Annotated in this window: 14 protein-coding genes and 1 pseudogene; 8 read left to right on the forward strand and 7 right to left on the reverse strand. The window is 69.5% G+C overall.

The annotated features are described in order from the left end of the window. Positions 1-582: 582 nt before the first annotated feature. The gene (locus tag VZQ01_RS21565) at positions 583-3,504 is read right to left on the reverse strand and encodes an RCC1 domain-containing protein (protein WP_426748873.1); all 2,922 of its coding nucleotides are present in this window, start codon (positions 3,502-3,504) and stop codon (positions 583-585) included. Positions 3,505-3,925: 421 nt separating this feature from the next. On the opposite strand from VZQ01_RS21565, the gene VZQ01_RS21570 reads away from it, so the two are divergent. Continuing rightward, positions 3,926-5,116, forward strand: a complete 1,191-nt coding sequence (locus VZQ01_RS21570; protein WP_426748874.1) for a glycosyltransferase — start codon at positions 3,926-3,928, stop codon at positions 5,114-5,116. 189 nt (positions 5,117-5,305) lie between these two features. Here VZQ01_RS21570 and VZQ01_RS21575 read toward each other — a convergent pair whose 3' ends face one another. Beyond that, the gene (locus VZQ01_RS21575) at positions 5,306-6,550 is read right to left on the reverse strand and encodes a glycosyltransferase family 4 protein (RefSeq protein WP_426748875.1); all 1,245 of its coding nucleotides are present in this window, start codon (positions 6,548-6,550) and stop codon (positions 5,306-5,308) included. Positions 6,551-6,638: 88 nt separating this feature from the next. Between VZQ01_RS21575 and VZQ01_RS21580 the strand changes: the two genes are divergently transcribed. Genes VZQ01_RS21580 through VZQ01_RS21595 form a run of 4 tightly spaced genes read left to right on the forward strand, consistent with a single transcriptional unit; the run spans position 6,639 to position 9,584 of the window. After that, the gene (locus tag VZQ01_RS21580) at positions 6,639-7,538 is read left to right on the forward strand and encodes a hypothetical protein (RefSeq protein ID WP_426748876.1); all 900 of its coding nucleotides are present in this window, start codon (positions 6,639-6,641) and stop codon (positions 7,536-7,538) included. Continuing rightward, positions 7,535-8,188, forward strand: coding sequence for a hypothetical protein (locus tag VZQ01_RS21585; protein ID WP_223750451.1), 654 nt, complete (start codon positions 7,535-7,537; stop codon positions 8,186-8,188). The genes VZQ01_RS21580 and VZQ01_RS21585 overlap by 4 nt, the downstream gene beginning before the upstream one ends. Next, the gene (locus VZQ01_RS21590) at positions 8,185-8,532 is read left to right on the forward strand and encodes a hypothetical protein (RefSeq protein ID WP_223750450.1); all 348 of its coding nucleotides are present in this window, start codon (positions 8,185-8,187) and stop codon (positions 8,530-8,532) included. Before VZQ01_RS21585 ends, VZQ01_RS21590 begins: the two co-directional genes overlap by 4 nt. Next, the gene (locus tag VZQ01_RS21595) at positions 8,532-9,584 is read left to right on the forward strand and encodes a hypothetical protein (protein ID WP_223750449.1); all 1,053 of its coding nucleotides are present in this window, start codon (positions 8,532-8,534) and stop codon (positions 9,582-9,584) included. The genes VZQ01_RS21590 and VZQ01_RS21595 overlap by 1 nt, the downstream gene beginning before the upstream one ends. A gap of 78 nt (positions 9,585-9,662) precedes the next feature. Here VZQ01_RS21595 and VZQ01_RS21600 read toward each other — a convergent pair whose 3' ends face one another. Next, positions 9,663-10,046, reverse strand: coding sequence for a hypothetical protein (locus tag VZQ01_RS21600; RefSeq protein WP_046716969.1), 384 nt, complete (start codon positions 10,044-10,046; stop codon positions 9,663-9,665). A gap of 257 nt (positions 10,047-10,303) precedes the next feature. Between VZQ01_RS21600 and VZQ01_RS21605 the strand changes: the two genes are divergently transcribed. From VZQ01_RS21605 to VZQ01_RS21615, 3 genes are all read left to right on the forward strand, one after another. Then, positions 10,304-11,797: a sensor histidine kinase gene (locus VZQ01_RS21605; protein ID WP_426748877.1), complete on the forward strand. Its 1,494-nt coding sequence runs from the start codon at positions 10,304-10,306 to the stop codon at positions 11,795-11,797. 100 nt (positions 11,798-11,897) lie between these two features. Then, positions 11,898-12,500 carry a hypothetical protein gene (locus tag VZQ01_RS21610; protein ID WP_223783801.1) on the forward strand — a complete coding sequence of 201 codons (603 nt, stop codon included), beginning with the start codon at positions 11,898-11,900 and terminating at the stop codon, positions 12,498-12,500. Between the two features lie 20 nt (positions 12,501-12,520). Beyond that, positions 12,521-13,528, forward strand: a complete 1,008-nt coding sequence (locus tag VZQ01_RS21615; protein ID WP_426748878.1) for a LysR family transcriptional regulator — start codon at positions 12,521-12,523, stop codon at positions 13,526-13,528. Between the two features lie 43 nt (positions 13,529-13,571). Here the strand turns inward: VZQ01_RS21615 and VZQ01_RS21620 are convergent, their stop codons facing one another. The 4 genes and pseudogenes from VZQ01_RS21620 to VZQ01_RS21635 form a co-directional block, all read right to left on the reverse strand. Next, positions 13,572-14,513 carry a pirin family protein gene (locus tag VZQ01_RS21620; protein ID WP_426748879.1) on the reverse strand — a complete coding sequence of 314 codons (942 nt, stop codon included), beginning with the start codon at positions 14,511-14,513 and terminating at the stop codon, positions 13,572-13,574. Positions 14,514-14,573: 60 nt separating this feature from the next. Then, positions 14,574-15,251 carry a substrate-binding domain-containing protein gene (locus VZQ01_RS21625; protein WP_426748982.1) on the reverse strand — a complete coding sequence of 226 codons (678 nt, stop codon included), beginning with the start codon at positions 15,249-15,251 and terminating at the stop codon, positions 14,574-14,576. A gap of 117 nt (positions 15,252-15,368) precedes the next feature. Beyond that, positions 15,369-15,506 (reverse strand): annotated as a pseudogene (locus VZQ01_RS21630) (LysR family transcriptional regulator); the annotation flags it as partial. Between the two features lie 32 nt (positions 15,507-15,538). Then, complete coding sequence (locus VZQ01_RS21635; protein WP_223750442.1) at positions 15,539-16,129, reverse strand: TetR/AcrR family transcriptional regulator; 591 nt, start codon at positions 16,127-16,129, stop codon at positions 15,539-15,541. Positions 16,130-16,247 lie beyond the last annotated feature (118 nt).

Raw genomic sequence — 16,247 nt, forward strand, 5'->3', positions numbered from 1 at the left:
ACTCCCGTCGAAGGGTGTGGGGCGGGGATGACACCCGGACGATGTGAGGTCGCAGGTCTCAATCCAATAGGAATGGAGCTGCGGACTCTGTGCCGGGGGGAGCGAGGGTGTGATGATGGTGTGAGTGATTTGGTGGGTGTGTCAAATCGGAACATCTGGCTCTGTGCGTCGTGAGGGCTCGATGTTGGATTGCGAGCCACGTCTTGGTCGGCGGGAAATGAGCGTTCGACCGGGTGGGTCGATTCTGAGTGGGTAGAATCAGCCCGTGGCGAACATTGGCCTGCTCAGCACAATTCCGTTCCTGAGGACCTACCCATCTACGTACTTGAGCGGGCGGCCCCATTGAACGCGCCTCTGATTCTTCCAGGGCGCCTCCAGGGTGACGGAGTCGCACCACGCCTTGAGAGTCTTCGTGAGTCGGCCAGACGCATCGGTGAGGCAACGGAGCTGAACTTGAGTCTACGCCAGGAGGAGTTGAGGCTCTTCCTGGCGTAGTCGTTCCCAAGAAATGCTCGCAGTGTCGAGTGGTTTTTCAGGTTGCTCGGAGAGCCTCAAGTGGGAGCCGAACGTTTCCTGGGTGGATCATTGGCAGACCACCACCTCTCCACCTTCAGTGGTTTCGCAGCCCGGCTGGGAGCAGTCATCGACTAGGCCGGAACAGTCGTTGTCGACTCCGTCGTAGACTCCGTTGTAGCAGGATTCGATGGTTCCTGGGTTAATCGAGCCGTCGTAGTCGTTGCAGTCATAGCCGTTGTTCGAGTACCCAATCGGCTGGCTGCATGCTTGTGTCGGGTAGTTGATGTCTCCATATCCATCCCCATCGCTGTCAGGGAAGTATGTGGGGCCCACGCCTTCGTCTGTCGAACCATTGCAGTTGTTGTCCAGACTGTCGCAGACCTCGGTGGCCCCCGGACGGATGTTCGCATTGGCGTCGTTGCAGTCGCTGGCGTTCGTCACGTATCCAGAGGGCTGTGAGCAGGCCTGGGTGGGATTCGACGCGTTCCCGTAGCCATCTCCATCCGTGTCCCGATACCACGTGGGCTTCACCCCTTCGTCGATGGAGCCGTTGCAGTTGTTGTCCACGCTGTCGCAGACCTCGGGCGCACCTGGGCGGATGCTCGCGTTGCCGTCATGGCAGTCAGAGGCGTTGCCGACATAGCCGGACGGCTGGCGGCAATTCTGCGTGGAGACGCTCGCGTTGCCGTGCCCATCTCCGTCTGCGTCCTGGTACCAGGTCTGGGTCGCGAGGCCCTCGTCCGTGCCGCCCGTGCAGTTGTTGTCCACACCGTCGCAGACCTCGTTGGCTCCAGGGTGGATGGATGCGTTGCCGTCGTGGCAGTCGCCCGCATTCGACACGTAGCCCATGGGCGCCGAGCACGCCTGCGTCGACTGGCTCGCGCTGCCGTACCCGTCGCCATCCGCGTCCCGATAGAACGTGCCCAGCACGCCTTCATCCGTCTGTGCATCGCAGTCGTTGTCCGCGCCGTCGCAGACCTCCATCGCACCGGGCTTGATGGCGCCGTTGCCATCGTTGCAGTCCCCTGCCGCGGCGACGTAGCCAGCCGGCTGCCGGCAGTCGCTCACCGTGTCGCTCGCGCTGCCGTACCCGTCACCGTCCGCGTCGCGGTACCACGCCTGCCGCGTCAGGCCCTCGTCCACCTGGCCATCGCAGTTGTTGTCCAGGCCGTCGCAAGACTCGGGGGCCGCGGGGTTGAAGGACGCTCGCGTGTCGTCGCAGTCGCCCGCCTGGGCCGCGTGGTTCGCGGGGCGCGCGCAGGCGAGCACCGACTGCGTCGCCACTCCGTAGTCGTCTCGGTCCAGGTCCTGGTACCAGGTCTGGAAGCTCAGCCCGTCATCCGTCTGCCCGTTGCAGTCGTTGTCCCGGTCGTCGCAGACCTCGGTGGATGGACCGTAGCGCTGGACGCACTCGACCACGCCGTGGGTGCAGTAGGTCACGCCTTCACCGCAGATGCCCACGCCTCCCGTGGCGCAGTCCTGGAGCCCACCTGGGTTTCCATCGTCCACCTCTCCGTCACAGTCGTTGTCCAGGCTGTCGCACTGCTCGGCGGAGGCGGTCTGGTTCTGCACGCACACCACGGTGCCTTGCGTGCAGGCGTTCGTTCCCTTCGCGCAGACACCGAGCAGTCCCGTGGCGCACTCGTCGCCGCCGCCCGGGTCACCCTCGTCGGCCACGGTGTCGCAGTTGTCGTCCACGCCATTGCACAGCTCGAGTGCGCCCGGATACGTCGTCGACGTGAAGTCGTCGCAGTCGATGTCCTCCACGTAGCCGTCCGGCGCCACACAGGCTTCGAGGGCGATGTACTCATCCCCGAAGCCATCCATGTCCCCGTCGAAGTAATAGGTGTTGAAGATCAACGTCGTCACGGGCGCGGACGTCGGCGTCGTCGTGTACGTCCCCGTGCCGAGCTGCCCCTGTCCGTTGTTGCCCCACGTCCACACCGGACAGCCCGGATGCACCGCCACCACATGGTGATAGCCCGCAGCGATGGCAGTCGTGGCCGTCAGCCCCGTCACGTCCGCTTGCGCCCCACTCGAACCTCCGGGCGTGCCTCGCCCCAATTGTCCGGAGGCATTGAGGCCCCACGCCTTCACGCTCCCGTTACTGATGACTGCCAGGGAGAAGGCATGGCCCGCGCTGATGTGCGTCGCCGCGAACACGCCCGGAGCCGCCGTGGGCGTCAGCACCGGTGAGGTGCTCGTCGTCCCGTTCCCGACCTGTCCCGAGGAGTTCTGTCCCCAGCCCCAGACGTTGCCGAACTGCTCGTCGATGGCGAGCGAGTGCGCCGCACCCGCCGCGATGGCCTTGGCTCGGGGCAGCGTCGTCACCACCGTGGGCACGAGCACCATGGCGGGAGTGGTGCTCCCCGTCCCGAGCTGGCCGAGGTCGTTCTTTCCCCACGCCCACACCTTTCCGTCGGCATCCAGCGCCAGCGTGTGGTTGTGGCCCGCGGCGACGGCGCGGATGGTGGGCAGGCTGTTCACCTGACGGGGCGTAGGCTCCGCGGTGCTGGCCGCGCCCGTGCCCACCTGTCCGGAAGCATTCTGCCCCCAGGCCCAGAGACGGCCATCCAGGGTCAGCGCAAAGGAGAAATTCCCATTCGCCGAGATGGTCTGGATACCTGTCAGTCCACTCACTCTCGTGGGCGCCGTCACGTTGCCGCCCACGGTGCCGAGGCCCACTTGTCCGAAGTCGTTCTTGCCCCAGGCCCAGACCTCTCCGTTCGTGTCGAGCGCGAGCGAGTGTGTCTGGCCCGCCGCGATGGCCTTGATGGGAGGCAAGCCCACGGGTTTCGTGGGGCTCGCGACTGGCATGCTGCTGGTGGTGCCCGTGCCGAGCTGGCCGGTGAGGTTCTGTCCCCAGGCGAAGACCTCGCCGTTCTCCTGGAGGAACAGCGAGTGATAGGCGCCAGCCGCCACGGCTCGCGTCACGGGCGCGGACAGCTTTTGTCGCGTGGTGGTCGTCTCCGACCCGTTGTCAGACATGGGCTCCGGCTCGCCGCAGGACAGCAGGGCCAGGAGGAGGGGAATCACGGAGTGGATGCGAGGTACGAATGACCTCGGCTGACAGGGGTGTCTCAAGCTGCGCTCCAAGGATTTTCTCCGGCGACCGGCCTCTCGTGCGCGGAGGAGTGGGGACGAACTCCCGTCGAAGGATGTGGGGCGGTGATGACACCCGGTTGCGGTGAGGGAGCGCGTCCCAACCCGGCTGGGATTGAGTCACGGACCGCGAGCCGGGGGGAGTGAGGGCGAAGTCATGGTGTGAGTGATTCGCCAGGGGTGTCCAATCAATTCGTCTGGCTTTGTGCGTCGTGATGACCGGTTGTTGTGTGGTGAGTGATGGCTCGACCGGGGCTCGTGAGATTCCACGAGGGTGAAGCAGCCCCAGCCGGGTAGATTCATCCCCATGGCTGGCTCACCTCGTGTCCTTCTCCTTGCTGAACGCTTCCCGCCTGATATCGGTGGTCTTGCTCGCAGCGGTGCCCGCACCGCGGGAGCCCTGGCTCGACTCGGGGCTCGGGTGGAGGTGCTCGCCTGGACCCGCACGGCGGCCCCCGGCGCGTTGAGCACACTGGACGATGCGGGCGAGGTGACGCCGTTTGCTCGCGGTGTCACGTTGCATCGGCTGGGGCTCTTCGGCAGCAGTGACCTGTCCATGCAACACACGCTGGACGTGCTCGGGTATCTGCACTCGCGTCGACGCTATGACCTGGTCTGGGGGCACTACCTGTCACCGCCCGGGTTCCTCGCCGTGGTGTTCGCCGCGTCTGTCGGCATCGCCTCCACCGTGAGCGCTCGCGGCAATGACGTGGACCAGCACATGTTCCCGCCCGGGGACTTCGCTCGCCTGCTGTGGACGCTCCAGCGCGCGGATGTGCTCACCGCGGCCTCCGCCGACCTGGGCCGGAAGATGAGCATGCTGCTGGGCAAGGACGGCCGCGTGGAGGTCATCCCCAACGCCGTCGACACCGAGATGTTCTCACCCGGCCCCGCGGAGGTCTCGCTGCGCGCGCGGCTTGGCATCGCTCCGGATGAAGCGGTGCTCGGTTTCTCCGGTGAGCTGCGTCACAAGAAGGGGCTGCCGTTCCTGCTCGCCGCGCTCTCGGAGGTGCGGCGCACCCGGCCCGCGTGTCTGCTCGTCATTGGTGAGGTGCGGCCTCGGGATGCCGAGCACCTGGTCGCCTTCCGCGCCGAGCACCCCGAGGACGGGGCTCGCATCCTCGTCTCGGGCGCGCTCGAGACGCCTGAGTCCATCGCCGCGCACCTGCGCCTGTGCGATGTGTATCTCCAGCCGTCACTTTGGGAAGGGATGCCGAACGCGCTGCTGGAGGCGATGTCCTGCGGCCTGCCTGTCATCGCCAGTGACGCGGGCGGCATCCCCGAGGCCGTGGACCATCAGCGCAACGGTTTCATCGTCTCCAAGGCCCTGCTCAATCACCTCGGGCAGGCGTGTCTCGACGTGCTGTCGCTGTCCCCCGAGCACCGCGCCGCCATCGGCGCCGCCGCGCGCCGTCGCATCCTGGAGCGCTTCCAGTCCGAGGCCGAGGCGGAGGTGCTGCGCCGGGTCCTCACGCGCGCCGTTCCTCGCGTGGGATGATTCGAAAGTCCTGGCGCCGACTCATCCGCGCGCGCTTCGCGTCAGCGCGGGATGGTGCGGAAGACCTCGCGCTCACTCATCCACGCGCACTTCGCGTCGGCTGCCACGTCAGGCGGGTCGGCGTTGGGCCTCGACTGCCCGATGCCTCATCGAGACGGTCTCGCCCGACTGCTTGCGCGGCTCAGCGACTCAGCTCGCCACGACGCCCGGGGCCTTGCGCTTCATCCCTAGCTCTGTCTCGTACGCACCCACCAGCGCCGCGCGCGCCTCCGCCCAGCTGAAGTCGCGCTCCACGCGGGCCCTCGCCCTGTGACTCAGTGACGGGCCCAGTTCCGCGTTCGCGCACAGGTCCTTCACCGCCTCCAGGATGGCCTTCGGCGAGCCCGGCCTCACGAGCAGCACCTCGTCCGGCCCCGCCAGCGTCCTCACCACCGGCAGGTTCGACGCGATGACCGGGGTCCCCGACGCCATCGCCTCCAGCAACTTCAGCGGACAACACCCCTGCACGCAGTTGCGGTCGTTCACCGGCAACGGCACCAGCACCGCGTCACAGGCATGATGCAACGCCGCCAGCTCCGCCTGGGGCAGGGGCTCCCGCAGCTCCACGGCCCCCTCCAGGAGCAGGTCCCCACACCGGTCCAGCATCACCTTGCGCTGGTGCTTGCGCAGCGGCCCCACCAACGTCAGCACCGCGGGCATCTGCTCCCTCAAGAGCCGCAGCGCCTCGATGGCGTGATGCACTCCCTGCCACGACGTCATCGTCCCGCTGTACAACAGCCGCACCGGCTGCCCCGGTGCTCGAATCCTCGGCGGCGCGTGGCGGAACACCTCCAGCTCGACACCATTCGGAATCACCTGCACCTTCGACGCCCGCGCGCCGCGCTTCACCAGGTACTCCGCCGTCACCTCGCTGGGCGTCACGAGCAGGTCCGCGCTCGCGATGCACGCGTCCTCCTGCGCGACGAGCTTCAGCATGAGCTCCGCGTCGTCCGCCACGTCCGGGTGGTGGTACTTCAGCTCGATGGACGGCAGCCCGTTCACCTCGAACACCAGCGCGTCCGTCAGCGCGGCCTTCCGCGTCGCCACCGGATAGCCCTCGAAGATGGAGCGCACGTGGACCACCCGCGCCCTCGGCCGGTTCCTCCACCACGCCGCCAGGTGCGTGCGGAACGACAGCGCCTGCGCCACCAGGTCCCGCCCTCTCGCCTCCAGGGGGTGGTACGTCACGCCCTCGACCAGGGGCCTCGGCTCCGAGCTGGCCGTGGGGCCGTCCCGGAGCGCCAGCAGGTCCACCCCTCCGAAAGCCGCCCCCAGCGCCTCCACGAAGGCCCGGATGTGCACGGCTGCCCCCTTGGGGGCCGGGAAACGGTCGAACGATGCGTAGACGATGCCGGACGCGGAGGCCACGTCATGCGTGCTATCGCGCCTGGCCATCCCCGGCCAACCTCCTCGTTTGCCCCGCCCCCTGCCGACCCATACACTCAGCGCCTCCGTACCGTGGCTCCGAGGGGGAGCTCCCATCGTGTCCTTCGACGTCGACCGCTTCCGCGTGGAGAAGTGCTACCGCAACACCGCGCCTGTGTCCGTGTTGATGGAGGACCTGAATCGACTCGGGCACCTCGACGAGCACATGGCCGAACAGGCCCGCCTCTGGCGTCGTCGCCGCGGATGGGCCCTGAGAGGCTTCGCGGGCCTCGTCGGCCTGTCCTTCATCCTTCGCGGCTTCACGGAGGTCTCCTGGCTCGGCGGGTGGGCGTGGTGGCTCGGCTGGCTGTCGCTCGTGGGGGCGGTCTTCCTGCACCTCAAGGCCTCCGGCTCCTCACGGTGTGACCTGGAGGACCGCCGCTACCAGCTCCCCGCCCGACTGCTGCGCCCGCTGCTGCGGGACATCGATCCCCAGGAGCGCGTCACACTGGAGCTGGACTTCCAGCCCATCGACCACTCCTCGAAGTTCGTCCGCCAGGGCAGGACGGCCACCGGCTGGGAGACCAACGAGTTCGAGGATGCGTGGATGTCGCTCCAGGCCCGCCTGCGCGATGGCACCCACCTGCGCCTCTCCCTCACCGAGTGGCTCCAGAAGCGTACGCGCAGCCGGCGAAACCCCCGCGGCAAGTTCAAGACGAAGCACAAGCGCAAGAGCGCCACCTTCCTCCAGGCCCAGCTGCGCGTGAAGCCCGAGCGCCACCCCGGCCTCGCCCAGATGCGCGCGCAGGCCCAGCAGGCCGTGAAGCTGCCGCCCAAGGTGAAGCTGTCCCGGCTCGACGTGACGGAGGACAAGCTCGCGATGCGCGCCCACATGGACTCCGAATGGAAGGTGGAGCCGGACGCGACGCGGGCCTGCCTGATGATGCTGTTGAGCCTCTTCCAGGTGCTCCACGCCTCCTCGGCGCGCGGCAAGCACCTCACCTCGAGGGCTTCATGAGCCGCCTCCCACTCCTCCTCTGTCTGTTGCTCGCGTGGGGCTGCTCGCGCCCCTCCGGCTCCGAGCCTCCCCAGGCCCCCACGACCACCGCCGCCTCCGCGGAGGACGTGCCCCTGCCGGGCAAGCTCAAGTTCAAGGACGGCGACGGCCGCGAGCGCTTCTCCCTCAAGCCCAAGGACGATGGCGCCAAGCTCGTCGACGGTGACGAGCGCGAGCTGGCGCGCCTCAAGTGGAAGGGCGCCTCCCTCAAGGTCTCCGGTCCCGATGACGTGGCGCTGGGGTACGTGCTCGGCTCGTCCGGTGGCGCCATCATCGTGCGCGACGGCGAGCAGCGCCAGGTGCTCTACACCCTCGCCATCCAGGGGCCAGGCTGGCGCCTCACCGACTCGAAGGGCGCGTTGCTCTACACCGTGCTCCCGGAGGATGACGGTGCCCGTGTCTATGACGCGCCGGGCGCGGAGATTGCGCGCGTGAAGGTGCGCGAGGGCAAGGTGTCCCTGCGCGATGCCCAGGGCAAGACGACGCTCTCCACGCATGCGCTCGTGCGCGCGGACGCGGCGGCGTGCCTCGCCTTCGAGGCGGTGTCCTTGCCCTTGCGCGTGGCGCTGCTCCACCAGCTCCAGCAGCCGCCTTCCGGACCCACGCCATGAGCCCCGCTTCCGCGAATCCTGGCTGTCAGGTGCGGCTGGGCTTCCTGCTGCCCCACGAGTGTGGGGCGCCCGCGAGCATCCCGTGCGAGCTGTGCGGCAAGCTTGCTTGTGAGCTGCACCTGACGTCGCAAGAGGACCAGACGGTCTGCACGGGGTGCGCGGGCGTGCTCTCCGGAGAGTCGGACGAGGCGAGCACCTACTACGACGACTACGGCTACTACGGCCGGGGCGCGTCGTGGGGGGGCGGCTCCTCGAGGGACCCGCATGACTTCACCGAGGCGGATGGCGAGAGCCTGCGCCACGAGGAAGATGCCTCCTTCGAGGAGGACCTGGGCGGAAGCTGATGACTCCCGCGCGCTGGCTCATCTACGCCCTGGGCGGCGGCATGGGGCACTTCACCCGTGCCTCGGGGCTCGCGCGCAACGCGGCTCGGAAGGGCCATCACGTCACGCTGGTGACGAACAGCCCCTTCGCGCCCGATGTCCCGCTGGAGGCGGTGCTCGGTCCGGAGGTGCATGTGCACCGCTTGAGCCCGGAGCTGGGCAAGGCCGCCATGCGCGAGACGGTGGACTGTCTGCTCGAGGGCGTGCGCCCGGACCTGCTCGTGGTGGACACGTTCCCTCGCGGGCTGGTGGGAGAGCTGGCGCCGCTGTTGCCCTCGCTGCGCATGGGCAAGGTGCTGGTGCATCGCGACTTGAACCCCACGTACGTCGCGCGCTTCGACATCGCCGCCGCGGTGGAGGACTTCCACCTGTTGCTCGTCCCGGGTGAGGACGCGCCCTTCGCGGGGCATCCGCGCGCGGTGCGCACGGAGCCTTGGTTGCTGCTCGGGCGCGAGGAGTGGCTCGGGCGTGAGGAGGCTCGTGAGCGGCTGGGCGTTGCGCCCGATGACACGCGTCCCCTGGTCGCGGTGATGGGGAGTGGCAACGCGCTGGAGGTGGAGGAGGCGGGGCTCATCGCCGCGCGGCTTCAGGAGCGGCTCGGTGCGAAGGCTCCGGTGCGGTGGCTCGCGCCTCCGGGGCCTTGGCTCTCCGAGAAGGCGCCCCGGAAGAAGAACGTGGTGCGAGACGGCGCGCCGCGTCCGTTGCGCGTGTGGCCCGCGCTGGCGGTGATGTCCGGTGTGGACGTGCTCGTCGGCGCGGGTGGCTACAACACCGTGCAGGAGGCCCGGGTGACGGGCACCCCGTTGGTGGCTCTCGCACGGGCGCGGCGCTACGACCGACAGGCGGTGCGGCTGCGCCCCGAGGAGCTGGCGCGCACGCCCGAGGAGCTGGTGGAGCGCGCGGTGGAGTTGGTGGACTCGCGCCCCAGGCGCGACCCTCCGAGCTACGCGAACGGTGCTCGGGACGCGGTGGCGCTCATCGAGCGCGTCCTGCTTGGTGCTCGGGGTGCCTGAGCCTCGGTGTCCGTGGCGAAACATCTCGAACCCCGGCGCCGTGCTCCGCGATGAACGGAGCACACGGCGCAACGGCGCTCAGTGCTTGAGGTCCTTGTGGCCCGGCGCGGGGTCGATGCCGTGCGCCATGATGAAGTGGTAGAGCACCTGCGGGTCCTCCTTCGGACCGCCCATCAGCTCCACCAGGAAGTGGCCCTGGGTGCCCGAGTCCGGGTCCGGCGCCACGTTCACCTCGGTGACCTCGCGGCCCGCCATCACCAGCTCGCCCACGAGCACCTTGCCCTTGAGCACCTGGATGATGTGCTGGCGGTCCTCCTCGAGCACCACCCAGTGGAAGTCGTCGTGGTCATACAGCATCGCGTCGACCGAGCCGCACCGGAGGATGCACTGCGTGTGTTCCTGGAGCCAGCGCCAGAAACCATCGAACTTCAGGGTACGACTCGGCTGGGGGAGCATGTCCATGGTGGTGACCTCACGCGCGGCCAGCAGGCTCTCGCCCGCCCGCCTCGCTGAAACCTCCCTAGCACGATTGCCGCCGCCAGCGCTGACACCGTGCGGGGAACCCACCCCCGCGCCGCGCCGTTGTCCACTCGGTGAATCCCCCACCTCCTGGGCTTGTTCCTCCAGTCAGGTAGGGGGCACCGCCGTCTCACCCGTCCCCAGTCCAGGAGGGCTTGAACCGTGACCCGTCCCGCCCTCGCCACTCTCCAGGAGACACCATGAGCCTGCGTGCCTGGCTGGCCGCCACCATGGGCGGACTGGCCCTCCTCACCCTCATCGCCGCCGTCGCGCTCATCGTCCTCACGAACGCGCAGACCCACTCGGCCAACACGCTCGGCAACTCCGTGGATGGGCTGCACATGGCGGAGGAGCTGGAGATCGACCTGCTCAACCACTTCCGCCTCAGCGGCGGCGCCGGGCCGCAGGACACCCGCTCCCAGCTCATCCGCGGGCGCTCCGTGGAGAGCATCGAGGCCTCGTTCCCCCTCCTGCTCGACGGGCTGGAGCGCAACGCCGTCAGCGACGCCGAGCGGACCCTCATCCAGGAGGTGGAGGAGGACTTCGAGCGCTACCTGCAGGCCCAGCGCGAGGCCGCACGCCTGCCCTCGCGCACGCGGCTGGCCCCCGTGGTGCCCGCGATGGACGCGGCGCTCGATTCGCTCGAGCGACTGGTGCAGCTCAACGTGGAGGAGGCCCGCGTGGCGCGGGAGGCCTCGGCGGACCTCAGCCGCCTGGGCAACACCGTGGGTCTGTCGCTGTGCGGCCTGCTCCTGATGGCCTTCGTCGTGGGCTCGCTCCTGTTGCAGCGCATCGCGCTCCAGCCGCTGAAGGACATCAGCCAGGCCATGCGCCGCTTCGGCGTGGGCCGCAAGCGCACGCGCGCCCCGGTGGCCGGGCCCACGGAGCTGCGGGACATGGCCAGCACCTTCAACGAGATGGCCAACGGCCTCACGCACCAGCAGGAGCAGCAGCTCGCCTTCCTCGCCGGCGTGGCCCACGAGCTGCGAAACCCCCTGTCCGCGCTGAAGCTGTCCACCGCGCTGTCCGAGCGCAGCCAGGCCCAGCTCACCCCGGAGCGCATGCAGCGCACCCTGGCGCTGGTGGGACGTCAGGTGGAGCGGCTGGACCGCATGGTGGGGGACCTGCTCGACGCCACGCGCATCGAGGCGGGCAAGCTGGAGCTGCGCCCGGAGGTGCGGGACGCGCGCGAGCTGGCGCGCGGCGTGGTGGAGCTGTACCGCTCGAGCGACAGCGGACACGTGCTCCAGCTGGACGTGCCGGACGCGCCGCTCTTCGTGCGCGCGGACCCGGACCGGCTGGAGCAGGTGATGGCCAACCTGGTGAGCAACGCGCTGAAGTACTCCCCGGCGGGAAGCCGCGTGGAGGTGGCGGTGCGAGGGGAGGCGGAGCACGTGCTCCTGGTGGTGAAGGACCAGGGCATCGGCATCTCCGAGGAGGACATGGCCATCCTCTTCGCGCCCTTCCAGCGGCTGGGCAGCCCGCGCGGCAAGCGCGCTCCAGGGGTGGGGCTGGGGCTGTCCGTGGCCCGGCGAATCGTGGAGGCGCACGGCGGCGACATCGAGGTGCAGAGCGCTCCCGGGGCGGGGTCCTCCTTCTGTGTCCGGCTGGCGCGGGTGAGCGGCGAGAAGGCGCACGGCGCCGAGGGGCCGGCCGCGGAGGCCCGGGGCGGGGGCCCGGACGCCCTGCACTAGACGCAAAGCGTTGCGCGCGACGCTCGTGTCGTGGAGGCTGGGTGCGCCGGACGCTCGTCGGACGTACCTTCCGGGCCACATGCCAGGAGTCGCAGGGATTATGAAGAATTCGCGCCGGGTCGCGTCGCTCGCCATCCTGCTGTCCGTGGGAGGACTGGGGGCGTGTGCCTCCCGCCAGACGGCGCCCGAGACCCCGGTGGCCCCGTCGGCCGCCGCCAGGGCTTCTGTCGTCCAGTCCACGGAGGGAGGCTTCTCCGTCGCGCTGCCGGGGCCGGTGAGCGAGGAGCGCCGCTCGCAGCTGACGGATGTGGGCGAGGTGACACTCCATACGTTCATCGCCGAGCGCAAGGAGTCATCCACGGCGTACTACGTCTCGTACACGGACTTCCCCGCGTCGGCCGTGTCGCAGGCGAAGCCGGGCGACGTGGTGTCGCGCGCGAGCATGGGCGCGCTGGAGGCGCTGGGGGCCACGGGCGTGTCCTCGCGGCCGCTGACGCTGGAGGGCTTCCCGGGCTGGGAGGTGGAGGGCATCTCCGGGCCGCGCCGGCTCAAGGGCCGCTTCTACCTGGTGGGGCCCCGGCTCTATCAGCAGCTCCTGCTCCACCCGGAGGGCCAGCCGCCCGCCGACGCGGAGGCGTTCTTCGAGTCCTTCCGCCTGGACCCCCAGGTGGCGGCGATGTTGTCGGGCGCACAGCGCTCCTGAGGGTGCCTTCAGGACGGTGCGTGCGCTATGCCCGTGCCGTCATGAACCTGTCCGCCATCGACCTGAACCTGTTCCTCGTCCTGCACGCGGTGCTGGAGACGGGGAGCGCCACGGACGCGGCCAAGCAGCTCCACGTCACGCAGTCCGCGGTGAGCAACGCGCTCGCCCGGCTGCGGGAGATGTTGGGGGACCCGCTCTTCGTGCGCAGCGGTCGAGGCCTGGTGCCCACGCCTCGCTGCGAGGAGCTGCGGCCGCTCGTGGTCAACGCGGTGGCGCAGCTGCAGGTGGCGGTGGATGGACAGCGCTTCGTGCCCGCGGAGAGCACGCGCACCTTCACGCTGTCGTGTGGCGACAACCAGGATGTCTGCGACGTGCCCCGGGTGGTGGAGGCCTTCGCCCGGAAGCTGCCCCGCGCGCGGCTGCGCGTGGTGAGCATCGACTTCCTGATGGCCTCGGACGGGCTGACCACGGGCGAGGTGGACGCGGCGCTGGCGCCCCAGATGGTGGCGACGCGGGATGGCTACTTCTGCGAGGACCTCTACCTGGAGGAGGTGGCCTTCCTGGTGCGCAAGGAGCATCCGCGCCTGCGCGGGTCGACGTTGACGAAGGAGGAGTTCAACGCCTCCCGGCACATCGGCATGGTCATCGCGCAGGGGCGTCCGGGCATCGGCCACCGCTACTTCCAGGAGTTCTGCAAGGAGCACGGCCTGGAGTTCAACCCCGCGCTGTCCGTCTCGCACTTCATCGCCGCGGGCATGGCCGTCACGCGCACGGACTACGTGGCAGGGATGCCGGGGCGCACCGCGGACGCGCTGTGCGCGATGCTGCCCGTCAAGCGGCTGCGCCTGGCCATCAGCACGCCGCCCATGCCCATGTCGCTGATATGGCATGAGCGCACGCACACGGACCCCGGCGCGCGCTACTTCCGGCAGTTGATGGTGGAGGTGCTGAAGGAGCCGTCGATGACGCGGGCGGCGGAGCCCCGCGTGAAGCCACAGGCCGCCGCGCGTCGGGCCCGGGGACGCTGAGCGCCCGTCGGAACACAAGGGTCCGACGGGCGTCGCGCTGAACCTACGGGGTGGCGCCGGGCGCATCCTCGGGGATGTCGCCGAAGCGGCCCATCTCGAAGTCATGAATCGCCTGGAACAGCTCGCGCTGGCTGTTCATGACGAACGGGCCCATGTGGAAGATGGGCTCGCGGATGGGCTCGCCCGCGAGGACCACCAGGTGCGTGTCCTCCTCGGCGAGGAGCGTCAGGTGCTCGCCGTCGTTGGCGAACACGGCCAGCTCCCCCTCGGTGGCCCGCTCACCGCCGGACGACACGCGGCCGGAGGCGACGAGCACCATGGCGTTGTAGCCACGGGGCAGGGGGACTTCGAGCTTCGTCCCCGCGCGCACGTTGACGTCGAGCAGGGTGATGGGTGTGAAGGTCCGCGCGGGGCCTCGGGTGTCGGCGAAGTCGCCCGCGATGACGCGCACCGTGCCGCCCTCGATGGGGACGGTCGGAATCTGGGCCGCGGTGATGGGCTGGTAGCCCGGGGCGGCCCGCTTGTCGGCGCGAGGGAGGTTCACCCAGATCTGCAGGAACTCGAGGATGCCGCCCCGCCGGGAGAAGGACTGCTCCTGGTACTCCTCGTGGAGGATGCCGGACGCGGCCGTCATCCACTGCACGTCGCCCGGGCCGATGACGCCCGAGTGGCCCGCGTTGTCACGGTGCGCGACGACGCCCTGGAAGGCGAGCGAGACGGTCTCGAAGCCCCGGTGCGGGTGCCAGCCGACGCCGCGCTGCCCCTTGGCGAGGGCCGGGTACTCGTACGGAGGATGGTGGTCCAAGAGCAGGAAGGGGCTGACGCGCTCCTGGGTGAGGCCGCCACTGGGGACGAGCGTCTTGACGCGGAAGCCGTCACCGACCCAGTGCAGGGGCCCGCCGCCGTGGACGCTCTCGAGCGTCCGCGCGCGGGGAGGCGCATGGGGAACGGTGGGGGGAGGAAGTGTCTGGGTCGTGGTGCTCATGACCCAAACAGTAAGGCTGGGAGTCGACGTGTAAATCGCCGCTGCCCATGATGCCTGGCATCACGTCGTGTGATGGTCCGCGGACAGCGCGAGCTGACACAGGTCCGTGAGCCGGTTCGAGGCCCACGTGGCCACCGGGCCCAGCGGCACGCCCTTGCGGCGCACCAGGGCGAGCGGGCGCCGGGGCGGAGGGCCTCCCTCCCACGCGGCGAGCCGCAGCTGCACGAGCCTGCCGGCACTCAGGTCCTCGCGCACCAGGTGCTCGGGCTCGTGGCCCCAGCCGAGTCCCCCGAGGATGAGGGCATGCTTCGTCATCAGGTCGGCGACGCGCCACTGCTTCGGCGACAGCACGCCCCGGTCCGTCGTGCCCGCCTTGCCCGTGGGCAGCCGCTCGCTCAGCACCAGCTGCGTGGCGGAGGCGAGGTGCTCCTCGGTGATGACACCCTTCACGCGGGCCAGCGGATGCGAGGGCGCGGCGACGGGCAACATGCTCAACAACGCGATGGGCCGCTGCTCCAGGCCGGTGAGGTCCAGGTCCGCGCCGGCGATGCCGAGCGTCGCCTTGCGCTCGCGCAGGCGCTCCGTCACCGCGGAGAGCAGCTCCACCTCCAGCGTCAGCTCCACGCCCGGATGTGTCTGGGCCAGCTCACGCACGAAGGAGAGCAGCGCGGGAGTGGGGAACATCGCGTCGACGACGAGCGCGAGCTTCGTCTCCTCGCCACTCTTGATGCGGCCCACCACCGACTGGAAGGTGGTTAGGTCTTCATGGAGACGGCGCGCCGCGGCGACCACGGCCTCGCCCTTGGCAGTGAGCCGGGGGACGCGGCTGCTGCGGTCGAAGAGGCGCAGGCCCAGCTGCTTCTCCAGCCGCTGGATGGCCTGACTGACGGCGGGCTGGCCCAGGCCCAGCTTGCGCGCCGCCGCGGAGAAGCTGCCCTCCTCGGCCACCGCGCGGAGCGTCCGGAGCTGGTCGATGGTGACGCTGTCGAGCACGGCGCGACTGCATCACATCGACGCGGGCGGTGCTACTTGCGCGAGGTCAGCCAGGAGACGATGAGCGACGCGAGCGTGTTGGCCGCGGTGCCCTCCGCCACGGCCCCGCGCAGCACGTCGCGCGACAGGGCCTCCGCCGCGCCGATGATGGCCACGCAGCGCTGGCGCAGGGCCTCCCGGGGCAAATCACAGAAGGGCGCGAGCGTGCGCTGGTAGAAGTCCACGTACTGGTCCAGCAGGCCCTGGTGGAAGGCCTCCATCTGCCCGTCCCCCTTGAGCGCGGCGGCGATGGCGAAGTGCTCGGGGCCGGACGTGGTGTAGCAGCTCATGTACGCGGCGCTCATCACCCGGGCCACGTCCTCCAGCTTGCGCCGCGTGCGCTCGAGCGCCTCCTGAAGCTGGGCCACCTGCCGCGCGTCGGTGCGCTCGTACAGCGCCATCAACAGCCCGGCGCGCGTCTGGAAGTGCTCGTAGGTGATGGGCTTGCTCACCCCCGCGCGCTCGGCCAGGTGCCCGAGCGTCAGCGCGTCCGTGCCCTCCTCACGCACCACCGCCACCGCCACGTCGAGCAGCTGCTCGCGTCGCTGGGCCTTGGGCAGCTTCTTGGAAGAGGTCTCACTCATGCGCGTCACCACGGCTCTTGAGGGCTTAGTCGCCTCGCCCCTGGCGCGCAACCGACGGGGTCCTGGTCGAAATGGTTGCGGACCTACTTTTGGTAACTTACTTCCTGTAGGGTCGTCG

The sequence above is a fragment of the Myxococcus faecalis genome, assembly GCF_050039385.1.
GTDB classification, from domain to species: Bacteria; Myxococcota; Myxococcia; order Myxococcales; family Myxococcaceae; genus Myxococcus; species Myxococcus fulvus.

Coding starts and splice junctions, on each gene's coding strand:
- VZQ01_RS21635 (WP_223750442.1), bottom strand. CDS start 16,129: ATGAGTGAGACCTCTTCCAAGAAGCTGCCCAAGGCCCAGCGACGCGAG.
- VZQ01_RS21590 (WP_223750450.1), top strand. CDS start 8,185: ATGAGCCCCGCTTCCGCGAATCCTGGCTGTCAGGTGCGGCTGGGCTTC.
- VZQ01_RS21595 (WP_223750449.1), top strand. CDS start 8,532: ATGACTCCCGCGCGCTGGCTCATCTACGCCCTGGGCGGCGGCATGGGG.
- VZQ01_RS21585 (WP_223750451.1), top strand. CDS start 7,535: ATGAGCCGCCTCCCACTCCTCCTCTGTCTGTTGCTCGCGTGGGGCTGC.
- VZQ01_RS21570 (WP_426748874.1), top strand. CDS start 3,926: ATGGCTGGCTCACCTCGTGTCCTTCTCCTTGCTGAACGCTTCCCGCCT.
- VZQ01_RS21605 (WP_426748877.1), top strand. CDS start 10,304: ATGAGCCTGCGTGCCTGGCTGGCCGCCACCATGGGCGGACTGGCCCTC.
- VZQ01_RS21600 (WP_046716969.1), bottom strand. CDS start 10,046: ATGGACATGCTCCCCCAGCCGAGTCGTACCCTGAAGTTCGATGGTTTC.
- VZQ01_RS21620 (WP_426748879.1), bottom strand. CDS start 14,513: ATGAGCACCACGACCCAGACACTTCCTCCCCCCACCGTTCCCCATGCG.
- VZQ01_RS21610 (WP_223783801.1), top strand. CDS start 11,898: ATGAAGAATTCGCGCCGGGTCGCGTCGCTCGCCATCCTGCTGTCCGTG.
- VZQ01_RS21565 (WP_426748873.1), bottom strand. CDS start 3,504: ATGTCTGACAACGGGTCGGAGACGACCACCACGCGACAAAAGCTGTCC.
- VZQ01_RS21575 (WP_426748875.1), bottom strand. CDS start 6,550: ATGGCCAGGCGCGATAGCACGCATGACGTGGCCTCCGCGTCCGGCATC.